The sequence below is a fragment of the Streptomyces sp. NPDC043861 genome (genome assembly GCF_056435905.1).
This window is the reverse complement of record NZ_JBWKDP010000003.1, coordinates 429,873-443,059: the sequence shown is the minus strand read 5'-3', so window position 1 is coordinate 443,059 and position 13,187 is coordinate 429,873. Positions and strand designations below refer to the sequence as shown.

At 69.2% G+C, this 13,187-nt stretch carries 10 protein-coding genes; 7 read left to right on the top strand and 3 right to left on the bottom strand.

Going from position 1 to position 13,187, the window contains the following annotated elements; all coding sequences use genetic code 11:
* Positions 1-82: 82 nt before the first annotated feature.
* Both AC068D_RS09635 and AC068D_RS09630 read right to left on the bottom strand, forming a co-directional pair.
* On the bottom strand, positions 83-586 hold the full coding sequence (locus AC068D_RS09635; protein WP_478822401.1) for an SseB family protein: 504 nt from the start codon (positions 584-586) through the stop codon (positions 83-85).
* 312 nt (positions 587-898) lie between these two features.
* Positions 899-1,846, bottom strand: coding sequence for a helix-turn-helix domain-containing protein (locus tag AC068D_RS09630; RefSeq protein WP_478822400.1), 948 nt, complete (start codon positions 1,844-1,846; stop codon positions 899-901).
* 406 nt (positions 1,847-2,252) lie between these two features.
* Here AC068D_RS09630 and AC068D_RS09625 point away from each other — a divergent pair, with 406 nt between their 5' ends.
* The 6 genes from AC068D_RS09625 to AC068D_RS09600 all read left to right on the top strand — a co-directional run bounded on the left by AC068D_RS09625 (position 2,253) and on the right by AC068D_RS09600 (position 9,852).
* A complete protein-coding gene (locus tag AC068D_RS09625; RefSeq protein WP_478822615.1) occupies positions 2,253-4,079 on the top strand; it encodes an acyl-CoA dehydrogenase in 1,827 nt (608 codons plus the stop codon).
* Between the two features lie 288 nt (positions 4,080-4,367).
* A complete protein-coding gene (locus tag AC068D_RS09620) occupies positions 4,368-5,669 on the top strand; it encodes a M18 family aminopeptidase (protein ID WP_478822399.1) in 1,302 nt (433 codons plus the stop codon).
* A 119-nt stretch (positions 5,670-5,788) separates the two neighbouring features.
* A complete protein-coding gene (locus tag AC068D_RS09615) occupies positions 5,789-7,375 on the top strand; it encodes a hypothetical protein (RefSeq protein WP_478822398.1) in 1,587 nt (528 codons plus the stop codon).
* Positions 7,376-7,514: 139 nt separating this feature from the next.
* On the top strand, positions 7,515-9,137 hold the full coding sequence (locus AC068D_RS09610; RefSeq protein ID WP_478822397.1) for a hypothetical protein: 1,623 nt from the start codon (positions 7,515-7,517) through the stop codon (positions 9,135-9,137).
* Positions 9,138-9,228: 91 nt separating this feature from the next.
* Complete coding sequence (locus AC068D_RS09605) at positions 9,229-9,447, top strand: DUF6458 family protein (RefSeq protein WP_478822396.1); 219 nt, start codon at positions 9,229-9,231, stop codon at positions 9,445-9,447.
* Positions 9,448-9,483: 36 nt separating this feature from the next.
* Positions 9,484-9,852, top strand: coding sequence for a hypothetical protein (locus AC068D_RS09600; RefSeq protein WP_478822395.1), 369 nt, complete (start codon positions 9,484-9,486; stop codon positions 9,850-9,852).
* A 428-nt stretch (positions 9,853-10,280) separates the two neighbouring features.
* Here AC068D_RS09600 and AC068D_RS09595 read toward each other — a convergent pair whose 3' ends face one another.
* Positions 10,281-12,083, bottom strand: coding sequence for an NHL domain-containing thioredoxin family protein (locus AC068D_RS09595; protein WP_478822394.1), 1,803 nt, complete (start codon positions 12,081-12,083; stop codon positions 10,281-10,283).
* 302 nt (positions 12,084-12,385) lie between these two features.
* Here AC068D_RS09595 and AC068D_RS09590 point away from each other — a divergent pair, with 302 nt between their 5' ends.
* On the top strand, positions 12,386-12,874 hold the full coding sequence (locus AC068D_RS09590; RefSeq protein ID WP_478822393.1) for a hypothetical protein: 489 nt from the start codon (positions 12,386-12,388) through the stop codon (positions 12,872-12,874).
* The last annotated feature ends 313 nt before the right edge of the window (positions 12,875-13,187 follow it).

Here is a 13,187-nt window from a genome sequence, read left to right as displayed (position 1 = left end):
TGAACTTCTCGCCAGCCCCAACGCAGAACGCCCGGGAGGAATTCCTCCCGGGCGTTCACCGCGCCGCCTCCGCTCCGCCGCGTCAGCCGTACATGCGACGCATGGCGAAGTCGACCATCTGCTCCACGGCCTTGGCGTCGAACACCATCCGGTGATCGCCCTCCATGTCCAGGACGAATCCGTACCCGGTCGGCAGCAGATCGATCACCTCCGCGCCGGTGATCACGAAGTACTTCGACTCCTTGCCCGCGTACCGTCGCAGCTCCTTGAGCGAGGTGAACATCGGGATCACCGGCTGCTGGGTGTTGTGCAGCGCCAGGAACCCGGGGTTGTCCCCACGCGGGCAGTACACCTTGGACGTCGCGAAGATCTGCTGGAAGTCCTCGGCCGACAACGACCCCGTCGTGAACGCCCGCACCGCATCGGCGAGCGACGGCGGCGACGGCTCGGGGTACAGCGGCTGCCCGCCGTATCCGGCGGCATGCTCACCGTAACCGCCACCCGGCATACCGACACCGGACATCGGCTGCTGCGGCGGTGCGCCGTAGTGCTGCTGAGCGCCAGGGGTCTGGTCGTAGCCGTACATGGGCGCAAGCCTACCGAGCCGCCGCCGCCCCCGGGCCGGGCCGCCCGGTCCGGCTCAGGACGTGAGACGCCCCGCGCAGCGCGCCGCCCCTTCGGTACGAGCGAACCCGACCGCCGGTGCCGGTCCCGCCGGTGCGGTGAACCGGATCGGCCGGGGCCATGGAGGCGATCACCGCCCCGGCATCCGCCGCACCGGCGCCCGTGGACACCTCGGCGGTGAGGATCCGCACACGCTCCGCCCGCCCTGCCGGCGCCCGCGCTGTTCATCCCTCGGCGGCGGCGGACGGCCGGCCGGCCCGGGCGGGCCACGGGCTCACCCGTCAGGGCGCGGCCCCGGGCGGGTGCTTCGCCCGGGTTCGAGTGCGCAGTCCCGGGCCAGGAGGTACGCGAGCTGGGTCCTGCTCCTGCTGCCGTACGCGTCCGACGCCTTCTTGATGTGGTTGGCCACCGTGCGGGTACTCATCCCCAGGCGGGCGGCGATGGCCGCGTCGGTGTGCCCCTGGACCATCAGGCGCAGGACCGCGAGGCGCTTTTCGTCCGTCAGCGGCGCCGGCCGCCCGTCGGGCGCGGCGAAGTCGATGGCCTCGGCGCGTTCCCAGACATGGTCGAAGACGTCGGCGAGGAAGCCCGCGATTCCCGGGTGCTCGATCAGCAGAGCATGCTGACTGCGCTCGTAGCGCCGGTCGGGGACGAGGGCGACCGACCGGTCGTAAATGATCATCCGCTCGAAGAGTTCGCCGATGGTGCGGAACTCGCTGCCGCGCGCATGCATCTCCGCCATGAAGTCGAGCATCACCCCGTGCGTGCGTGCGGTGTGCTGGTAGAGCGAGCGGTGCCGTACGCCTCGGGCGAGCATGTCGTGCATCTCCGCCCGCACGGCATCGAGGGTCTCCGGACGCCGGGAGACGCCCGGCTGGGCGGCCTGGAGCTCGTGTCGGCAGGAATCGTTCAGCTTGCGCAAGGCCGCCCTGATCACGCCGTTGCCCCGGAGCAACGACACCGGCGCGGCGGCCTGTTGCTGCTCCTGGTACAGAGTCTCCACCGGTGCGAAGGCATCGTGGACGGCCAGGAGCCGCCGGCGGGCGTCCAGGACCTCCTGCTCGATCGGCAGGGAGAGCTGGTGCGCCGCGATGCCCGGCGGCACGGGGACGAAGACATCCGGGTCGTCACCGTGGGGGCGCACCAACGCCAGGTCCAGCAGGCATGGTGGCACCGGGCCGGCAATCACACCGGCCGCGACCGCCGTTCGATAGGCGTCCAAGCCCGGAGGGCACAGTCCGGTCGGCTCGTTGTGCACTGTTTTGCCATCAATTCTGCACACAGATACCCCCTGCGGTTTTCTGCATGGCCAGATCATGCAATGCGGGATCGCTGTCCCCGGCGGAGATCGGCCGCCAGTCTTGACCAGGACCTCGCGGCAGGCGACGCGGGGCCACGGCGAATGGCGCGGCCGCCGCACGGGGGTCGGCAGCACGCGCCGCCGTACCGGGGCGGGCGGAAGCGATCCGCCCACCCCGGCCCAGCCCCGGCGCATGCGGGACGCGTCACAGATGTCCGGTAGGGGTTGCTTCTTATTACCGACGGGTAGCATCATCGGGACTACCAACTGGTAGATGTGTGTACTGACGTACGAGGAACCCCTCCCGATCCCTTACGGAGCCGTCGCCATGGGGCACTACAAGTCGAATCTCCGCGACATCGAGTTCAACCTCTTCGAGGTGCTCGGCCGCGACAAGCTGTACGGCACCGGCCCGTTCGCGGAGATGGACGTCGAGACCGCCAAGAGCATCCTGGACGAGATCGCCCGCCTCGCGGAGAACGACCTCGCCGAGTCCTTCGTGGACGCCGACCGCAACCCGCCGGTCTTCGACCCCGAGACCAACACCGCGCCGGTCCCCGCGAGCTTCAAGAAGAGCTACAAGGCCTTCATGGACTCCGAGTACTGGCGTCTCGGCCTGCCCGAGGAGATCGGCGGCACCACCGCTCCGCGCTCCCTGGTCTGGTCCTACGCCGAGCTGCTCCTGGGCTCGAACCCCGCGATATGGATGTACTCCTCGGGTCCGGCCTTCGCCGGGATCCTCTTCGAGGAGGGCAACGAGGCGCAGAAGAAGGTCGCCCAGATCGCGGTCGAGAAGCAGTGGGGCTCCACGATGGTCCTCACCGAGCCGGACGCCGGCTCGGACGTCGGTGCCGGCCGCACCAAGGCCGTCGAGCAGGAGGACGGCTCCTGGCACATCGAGGGTGTGAAGCGCTTCATCACGTCCGGTGAGCACGACATGGAGGAGAACATCCTCCACTACGTGCTGGCGCGCCCCGAGGGCCACGGCCCCGGCACCAAGGGCCTGTCCCTCTTCCTCGTGCCGAAGTTCCACTTCGACTGGGAGACCGGCGAGCTCGGCGAGCGCAACGGTGTCTACGCGACGAACGTCGAGCACAAGATGGGCCTCAAGGCGTCCAACACCTGTGAGATGACGTTCGGCGACCAGCACCCGGCCAAGGGCTGGCTGATCGGCGACAAGCACGACGGCATCCGCCAGATGTTCATGATCATCGAGTTCGCCCGCATGATGGTCGGCACGAAGGCGATCTCCACCCTGTCCACGGGCTACCTGAACGCGCTGGAGTACGCCAAGGAGCGCGTCCAGGGTTCCGACCTGTCGCAGTTCATGGACAAGTCCGCGCCCAAGGTCACCATCACCAACCACCCCGACGTGCGCCGCTCGCTCATGACGCAGAAGGCGTACGCGGAGGGCATGCGCTCCCTCGTCCTCTACACCGCCGCGGTGCAGGACGAGATCGCGATCAAGGAGGCCGCGGGCGAGGACGCCAAGACCCTGCACGGCCTGAACGACCTGCTGCTGCCGATCGTGAAGGGCTACGGCTCCGAGAAGGCGTACGAGCAGCTGGCCCAGTCGCTGCAGATCTTCGGCGGCTCCGGGTACCTGCAGGAGTACCCGATCGAGCAGTACATCCGCGACGCCAAGATCGACACCCTCTACGAGGGCACCACGGCCATCCAGGGCCAGGACTTCTTCTTCCGGAAGATCGTCCGCGACCAGGGCGCCTCGCTGAACCTGCTGGCCGAGGAGATCAAGAAGTTCCTCGCGGTCGGCACCGGCGGCGACGAGCTGTCGGGCGCGCGTGACGCGCTCGCCAAGGCCGCCGTCGACCTGGAGGGGATCGTCGGCCGGATGCTGACCGACCTCACCGCCACCGGCGAGGACGTCAAGAACATCTACAAGGTCGGCCTCAACACCACCCGCCTGCTGCTGGCCTCCGGCGATGTCGTCGTCGGCTACCTGCTGCTGCGCGGTGCGGCCGTCGCCGCCGAGAAGCTCCCGACCGCGTCCGCCAAGGACAAGGCCTTCTACCAGGGCAAGATCGCCGCGGCGAAGTTCTTCGCCGCGAACGTCCTGCCGGGCGTCTCGCTCGCCCGCGAGATCGCCGAGGGCATCGACAACGAGCTGATGGAGCTGGACGAGGCCGCCTTCTAGGGTCTTTCGTTTGGATCGGGCCGGATCGGTGAGCGGGGTCCGGTGCGTGCGATCGCAAGGCGGAGGAGGGAGCCCACGCGCAGCGTGGGCGACCGACGACAACGCGGCGGGCGTGCGTACCGGGGCACGCGAGCCCGGCACGATCCGAACGAGAGGCCCCAGGCCGGTCCACGCACCGCCCGGTGCCGCCACCCGATTCCTCCGGGTGGCGGCACCGTCGTTTCCCCGGTGCCCGCAAGCCTCGGCCGAGATCGACCGGTTCCGGACGGCCCACATAGGCTGGGCGATATGAGCAGCAGTGAACCAGCCCCCTTCGACCGCGGGCACACCGACGACCTCATGTCCTTCCTCGCGGCGTCCCCGTCGCCGTACCACGCCGTGGCGAACGCCGCCGCGCGGCTCGAGAAGGCCGGCTTCCGGCAGGTCGAGGAGACCGACACCTGGGACGGGGCGAGCGGCGGCAAGTACGTGCTGCGCGGCGGCGCGATCATCGCCTGGTACGTCCCCGAGGGCGCGGCGCCGCACACCCCGTTCCGGATCGTCGGCGCCCACACCGACTCCCCCAATCTGCGGGTCAAGCCCCAGCCCGACATGGGCGCGCAGGGCTGGCGGCAGGTGGCCGTCGAGATCTACGGCGGGCCGTTGCTCAACTCCTGGCTCGACCGCGACCTCGGTCTGGCGGGCCGGCTCTCCCTGCGTGACGGCACGACCCGGCTGGTGAACATCGACCGCCCGTTGCTGCGCGTACCCCAACTGGCCATCCATCTGGACCGCTCGATCCACGAGAAGGGGCTGCAGCTCGACAAGCAGAGACATATGCAGCCCATCTGGGGCCTGGGCAGCACCGTCGACGACGGCGACCTCATCGCCTTCCTGGAGGAGGAATCCGGGCTCTCCGCCGGGGACGTCACCGGCTGGGACCTGATGACCCACGCACTGGAGGCACCCGCCTATCTCGGCCGCGACCGCGAACTCGTCGCCGGGCCCCGGATGGACAACCTGCTGTCCGTGCACTCGGCGACGGCGGCGCTCGCCGCCGTGTCCGGTCACGAAGCCCTGCCGTACATCCCGGTGCTCGCCGCATTCGACCACGAGGAGAACGGCTCCCAGGCGGACACCGGTGCGGACGGGCCGCTGCTCGGGTCGGTCCTGGAACGCTCGGTGTTCGCCAGGGGCGGTACGTACGAGGACCGCGCCCGTGCTTTCGCCGGCACCGTCTGTCTCTCCTCCGACACCGGCCACGCCGTGCACCCCAACTACGCGGAGCGGCACGACCCGACGCACCACCCGCGCGTCAACGGCGGCCCGATCCTCAAGGTCAACGTGAACCAGCGGTACGCGACGGACGGCAGCGGCCGGGCCGTCTTCGCAGCGGCGTGCGAGCGCGCCGGGGTTCCGTGGCAGACGTTCGTCTCCAGCAACGCCATGCCGTGCGGCACGACGATCGGCCCGATCACCGCTGCGCGTCACGGAATCAGGACCGTCGACATCGGGGTCGCGATTCTCTCGATGCACAGCGCCCGTGAACTCTGCGGAGCGGACGATCCCCATCTTCTGGCGAACGCATTGGTGGCATTCCTCACTGCCTGATCAATGGGTTGGTGACGCGCCCTGGCCCCGATTAGGATCGAGGCCAGGGCGCGCCTCATGGACCACATTCTTTTCTTCTCATCTCGCGCGCCCCATGAATCGTCCGGGGGGACGCACACGTGAAGCGCAGCCTTTCCTTTGCCCTGTCCACGTCCGTGGTACTGGGCGTACTCGCGGTGCCGGGCACCGCTTTCGCCGCAGCGGGGCCGACCGCCCGCGAAGTCGGCGGCCACGACCGTCGGTTGGGCCATCTGTTCATCGACGAACTCGCGGCGGACAGCGAGATCACCGATGTCACCGCCGTGGTCCACAGGCAGGGCGACGACATGGCCCTGGAGACGGTCCACGACTTCCAACTCGCCTCGGGCGACCGGAAGAAGGGCGACTGGCTCACCGAGGGCGAGGTCCGTCTCGAGGCCGCCGGCACCTACGCCGTCGACCTGGTCGTCAAGGAGGCCGACGGCGACGAGACGACCCTCAGGAACGCCGGCACCTATGACTACCGGGCCAAGAAGTACTTCGAGGAATTCGGTGTCGACCGGCCGCAGCCGACCGTCGACGACATGAAGGTCACCGCGAGCGGACGGCTCGTCGAGTGGCAGCCGGTCACGCACGAGCGCAAGCCCGCGGCCGGCGAATCCATCCGGCTGCACACGTCCACCGACGTCACCGACGTGGACTACGTCAAAACCGATGCGGACGGCCGCTTCTCCGACTGGTTCATCGCCGAGGGCCGGCCCGTGCCGGTGTACGGGGTCGCCTGGAACGTCAGGACCGAGACGGTGACGGTGGCCCCCAAGGCCCTCCCGGCCAGGGTCACCCTCGACAAGAGCGCCTTCAGCGGCACGTACGGTGCGCCGGTCACGGTCACCGGCAAGGTCGAGTACCAGCTGGACGGAGTCTGGAAGCCCGCCGAGTACGCCGACGCGGACATCACCGACGCGGCCGGGCACTTCGCGGGCAGCGGCTGGACCAGCAAGGACGGGACCTTCAGCGCCGAGGTCAAGATCCCCTTCGCGGGCGAACAGCTTCGGCTGACCGTCAGCAACGACGGCTGGTTCGCCAACAAGCCCGTCGCGCCACTGACTTTCCGCACCACGGGCGTCAGCTCCATCAGCCGGTTCACGATCGACCTCGGCTCCGACTCCAGGCTGACGGCGTCGGGGACCCTGACGGTCGACGGAACTCCGCGCCCGCTGAACACGATCGACATCCAGACCTCCAAGAACGGCAAGGACGGCTGGAAGAAGCTCAGGTCGCTGAAGCTCCAGGACACCTGGGGTTACTTCCGCGAGGACGTTCCCGCGCCTCCGACCGGCTACTACCGCGCGGTGTACCACGGTTCGCCGAACGTCCGGGGTGTCGTGAGCCCCGTCCTGTACGCAGGCCGCGCCGAGACCCGTATCAAGGACTTCAAGGTCTCGCCGACGGTGAAGAAGGGCCGCTCGGTCGTCGTCTCCGGCACCCTGCTGCACCGCACTCCGAGCTGGAAGGCGTACGGGAACAAGAAGGTGATGGTCTTCTTCACGCCCAAGGGCAGGCCCAAGGAGTCGTACCTGATGGGCGAGGTGAAGTCCGCGGCCAACGGCACGTTCAAGGGGAGCTTCAAGGAGCGGGGTGACGGCAGCGTCTTCGCCCTGCACATCGACGTGGACGACAAGCACCTGATGAATGCGAAGGTCACGGGCAACGTCGACGTGAAGTAACGCTTCTCCTTTCAGGAGAATCACTGATGTGCGACGCGCGTCGGCCCCCTACAATGCGGAGGTTGGCGCGCGTCGCTCTTTTCTCATCTTCTTCACTGTTCACGCGCGCCCCTCATTCTTCTTGTCCGGGGGGACAGATTTGAACCGCAGACTTTGCACAGCCCTGTGCACTTCCGTCGTACTGGGCTCTCTCGCGGTGCCGGGCACCGCGATGGCTGCCGAGGCGCCGACCGTCAAGGACGCCCGCGACCACTGGCAGCAGCACGGCCGTCTGTTCATCGACGACCTCAGCACCGACAGCGACGTCACCAAGGTCGAAGCCGTGCTCCACCCGAAGGGTTCGGACGAGGTGACGGCCACCGTCACCGGCTTCGAACTCCTCCAGGGCAGCGGCCGCACCGGCGACTGGCTCACCAAGGACGAGGTGAAGCTCCCCGCCGCCGGCCAGTACGACATCGACGTCGTCGTCGACGAGGCCGACGGCGATCACACGGTCGTCGAGGACGCGGGTACCTACGACTACACCGCGAAGCCGGTCTTCGAGTTCGCGGTGGGCAACGCGAACCCGAACCTCGAGAACCCCGTGGTGACGCGCTCCGGGCGTCTCGGCCAGTGGCAGCCCGTCACTCACGAGGTGACACCGATGGCCGGGGCCGAGGTGACCCTCAACTACGAGACCGTCACGGACGAGGTCGTCACCGACGCCGAGGGCAGGTTCGCCGACTCTTTCCGGCCGGGCGATTCGGGACACATGGGTTCCGAGGGCTGGGTCTACGCCGAGTACCAGGCTCCCGGCGCCCACGCGCCGGTCGGCTCCCCCTGGACCCGGGTGACCGTCACCAAGCTGCCCAACCGCATCGTCCTCGACAAGTCGACCTTCCGCGAGAAGTTCGGCAAGGCCATCACCATCAGCGGACGTGCCGAGTACAAGGCGTCCAACGGCGATTGGAAGCCGGCATCCGGCGTGCCGGTCGAGTTCGACGACCCGGACGACAGCTCCTGGACCGGGGAGACCGCCGCCACGTCGGGCACCGACGGCCGGTTCACCTTCAGGACGCCGATGCCCGCCCACACCAGCAAGTACCAGGTGAAGTTCGCCCGGAACATGTGGGTGAACGACAAGACCGGCGGCGTCAAGCCGGTCTACGACACCATCGGCGTCAGCAGCATCGCCGACTTCACCACCTCGCTCGACAAGTTCGGCAAGCTCAGCTTCAGCGGCGATCTCAGCGTCGCCGGACGGCCCCAGCCGCACCGCAACGTCGTCGTGCAGTGGTCCAAGAACGGCCGGGACGGCTGGGTGACGGCGAAGACCGTCAGGGTGAACATCTACGGCAGGTTCACCGGCTCGTTCTACGCGCCGCCGACCGGCTACTACCGGGCCGTCTACTCCGGCGCCACCGGCACGGTGCAGGGCACCATCAGCAGCGTGCGGTACACCGCCCGCGCCGAGACCCGGATCAAGGACTTCAACGCCTCCCCCGAGCCGGTCCGCAAGGGCGGCACCATCACGGTCCGGGGCACCCTGCTGCACCGCACCCCGAGCTGGCAGGCCTACGGCAACAAGCCGGTCCTGATCATCTTCAAGCCCAAGGGCGACAAGCAGTGGTACCTCATGACCGAGGTGAAATCGAAGGCGAACGGAACGTTCACGAAGAGCTTCCGGGCACCCGGTGACGGCACCTGGGCCGCCATCCACCTCTACCCGAACGACAAGCACCTCGCGTCGCAGAGCACCGAGGACTACGTCGACGTGAGGTAGACCGTCCCGTCCGCCGGTCATCGGCGAGCACGCATGGCTGTTCGGGGTGGGGGTACCCGAACAGCCACGCTGCTTTCAGGAGGCGGAAATCATGGGTCTGGGAGGCTGCATCCTGCTCATCGGGGCAGGCGCGATTCTCACCTTCGCGACCGACTGGCAGACCGAGAGCGTCAATCTCGATCTGGTCGGGCTGATCATGATGGCGGTCGGCATCATCGGAGTCGCCGTGTTCACCAGCATCGCAAGGCGGCGCAGGGCGGTCGTGGCGCCGATGGCGCCGACGGTCGTAGACGAGGAGCACCGCCGCTAACATCCGGGAAACACCGCCCCTGCCACGGTGTTGACCATGGTTCTGACGGGACGGACGGACCTGGTGCGCCACCAGGGCCCGTCGCACGGCAAACTGACCACCGTCCTCATGGCAGGGGCACTGCTGGTGACGGCACTCGTCGCTCTCGTGGTGTGGAAGTACAACGACCGCCCGCCGTGGGGCGACGACGTGGCCTACGAAGGCGGATACATCCACGGCACCCGCATTCGCCAGTACGACGTCTCGGGCGAGCGGACGAAGGACCTGCTGAACGGCGGATGTGCCCGGGCCGAGGCCGACGGAATCGGCGGCCGCAGAGCCACCCACAGCCGAAGGCTGTGGGTGGCCGGCTGTCTCGACGGCGCGGCGGGCCGGCCGTCGACGCACCAGGGCCTGATCCGCTAGTGCTGTGACCGGACAGGTTTGCCGGGAAGCCCGCGGCGTCCGGTGCATGAGGGCTCCCCCGGCCCCCCGGGGCCGCGGGCATGGAGTCTCCCCCGGCCCCCCGGGGCCGCGGGCATGGGGTCTCCCCCGGCCCCCCGGGGCCGCGGGGACGTATCGCAAGGCCGGTGGGAGTGCTCCCCCTGGCTCCGCCGGGGGTACCCCCACCGGCCGGAGGCCGGGGGAGATCACCCTCGCACTGGATGCACTCGGGTGATACGACAACGCAGCGTGCGGGCGCCTCCCGGCGAAGCCAGGGGGAGCGCCGTGCAGGGCGTCGCGAGCCGGTGAGCCCATCCGGTCACAGCACTGGGCCCCGGCCTGACGCAACGGGGACGTGGACCGGTGGGGTCCCGGCCGTCCGGCCCGCCGCGGTGCCCGGCAGGAGGGCGTCAGGCGTCCATCCCTGCGAGCACCAGCGCCAGACGGGCGGAGCCGTCCGCCGTCACCCGTACCGGAACACCCCAGTCCTGCTGGTGCACATGGCAGGCCGGGTACTCGTTCTCCGGATCGTCGTCGCACGACGCGGCCATCGCCGACACATGCAGCACACCGTCGGCCACCGCGGGGTTGAGATCCAGCTCGCGGAAGAGATCGGTACCGGCGCCCTCGCCCCCGGTCAGCAGTTCCGGCGGGGTCGAGGAAACGAGCAGCCGGGTGGAGGGGCCGTACCGGGTGTCGAGCTTCTGCCCGGCCGGGGCCTGGAAGACCACGTCCAGCCGCAGCCTCCCCGGCGCGACCTCGGTGGCCTCGCGCTGGGTGCGGTGGGCGACGGCCTCGACCCGGACCGCCTCCTCGGGCAGCCGCAGCCGCGTCAGCCGGTGCCGGGCCGACTCCACGACCACGATGTCGTCCTCGGCCAGTACGGCGGCGGAGGGCTCGCGCAGATCGGTGGCGACGGTGGTCACCTCGCCGGTCGCCGGGTCGTAGCGGCGCAGTGCGTGGTTGTACGTGTCGCTGATCGCGACCGAGCCGTCGGGCAGCGCGGTGACGCCGAGCGGATGCTGGAGCAGCGCCTGGCCGGCGGCTCCGTCACGGTGCCCGAAGTCGAACAGCCCGGTGCCGACGGCGGTGTGGACGGTTCCCTCGGTGTCGATCCAGCGCAGCGCGGAGGTCTCCGAGTCGGCGATCCACAGCCGATCGTCGGCGGCGGCGAGCCCGGACGGCTGCGCGAACCACGCCTCGTCCGCCCGGCCGTCGACCAGCCCCTCGTTGGTCGTCCCGGCAGCCACCTCGACCGTCCCGGCCGCGGGGTCGTACGTCCAGAGCTGATGGACGCCCGCCATCGCGATCCACACCTTGCCCTGCCACCAGGCCACGTCCCACGGTGACGACAGATCCACCTCGAGGGCCTGCCCCGACGTCGGCGACCCCTGCCACCACTGTCGCCCGGTCCCGGCCACCCGCTCGATCACACCGGTAGCGGGGTCGTACGTGCGCAGCGCATGGTTCACGGTGTCCGCGACGATCACCTTTCCGGACGGCAGCAGCGCGAGCCCCTGCGGCTCCCGGAACTCCCCGTCCCCGATCCTGCGCACAACGGTCTCGCCGTCCGGCTCCAACTCGACGAGCTGATGCCGGGTCGAGTCGGACACCAGGAAGTTCCCGGAAGGAAGCAGCACGGCCTTTCCGGGGAACCGCAGATCCGTCGCGACCGGCTCCGGCGCCACATACGGCCCGTCCCCGCGCCGCAGCGTCCCCTTGGCCTCGTGTTCGGCCTCGAGCTCCTCGACCAGCCGCTCGATGGCATGGGCATGCCCCTCACCGGCGTGCTGGGCGACGACATACCCTTCGGGGTCGATCACGACCAGCGTCGGCCATGCCCGCACCGCGTACTGCTTCCACGTCGCGAGCTCGGGGTCGTCCAGGACGGGGTGGTGCACCTCGTACCGCTCGACGGCATCGACGACGGCCCGGTGCTCGGCCTCGTGCACGAACTTCGGCGAGTGCACACCGATGATCACCAGGGTGTCGCGGTGCTTCTCCTCGAGCTCGCGGAGCTCGTCCAGGACATGCAGACAGTTGATGCAACAAAATGTCCAGAAATCAACAACAACGCACTTACCTCGCAGGTCAGCGAGCGCGAGTTCCTTGCCTCCGGTGTTGAGCCAGCCGCCTTTGCCGATCAGCTCGGGGGCACGGACACGGGCACGGCGGCGGGGCGCGGGGGTGGGCGCCGGGGCGGCATCGTTCATGCTTCAAGCTTGCCATCCGGGTATGAACGACGGATCACACGCGTACGGCAAGGCCACGACAGGGGGAGCGACGGTTGGCCACGGACGGGAACGACACGACTGCCGGAGAGACGGAGCGGCCGGTACAGGTGTTCAGCGCGCTTCCGGAGCGTACGGAAGATCGGCGGGAGCAGTTCTCCAGGTGCCTCGCAGACGCGGTCCGGTTCCTCGGGCTCGACGTCCCGCAAAGGCCGGAGCCCACTGCTGGACGAACCTGGGAGCACCAGGTTCGGGCGGCACTGCGTGAAGCCTGCCGCCAAGGCATGAGCGTTTCCGAGGACTCCTTCGACGCGCTGGTCAGGGCCGCTGTCCACGACCCCGACCCCAGCTTCAACCGCCAGTTCGTCGAGCCGGCGCTGAACGCGTTCGGGCAGAGGCGCGTCGAAGCCGCGCTGCTCGGATACCTGCGGACGGGGACGGACGCTGAGCGGGCGGGGGCCGCGCGGGCCTGGTACTGGTCGGCCCTCCCCCTGCGGATGCCTCTCGTGCGGGCGGAGAATCCCGGCGCCACCGACCGGGCGGAGCCCGATGACGGCTCGGTCTCGTCGGTCGAGTGGCGTGAAGCCGCGCTGCGCGAGTTCGTGAGCAACGAGCACCTGGACGTCCGCAGGTGCATCCTCCCGGGACTGCCGCTTCGGAAGTCGGTCTACCCGCCGGAGCTGCACGACCTGGTGGACGCGGCGGTAGCGATAGCCCGGTCCCATCCGGACGAGTACATCCGCCACCGCGTGGAACACCAGGTCGGCGACTGACACCTTCACCGCGGTGAGCCGTGGACCTCACAGGGCACTACATGATCGCTTCACGGCGCCGCTCCTCGTGTCGTCCGGGTGTCGGCCACGCCAGGAACGGCAGAGCTGCAACTCCCGTGGAACTGCACGCAGTTGCACGGCCATCACCGGAGTGCCTGAACGGCGCTCGTGATCAGCGCTCGTGATCGGCGCGCGGCCTTCGCTGCGCCGTGCCGGCCGGTTACGTGAACGTGGCCGTGTACGCGGCAACCTCGCTGGGCCGGGCACGGACGCGTGCACGTGCCGCCATGCCTTCATCCGACCGTGCCGCCGG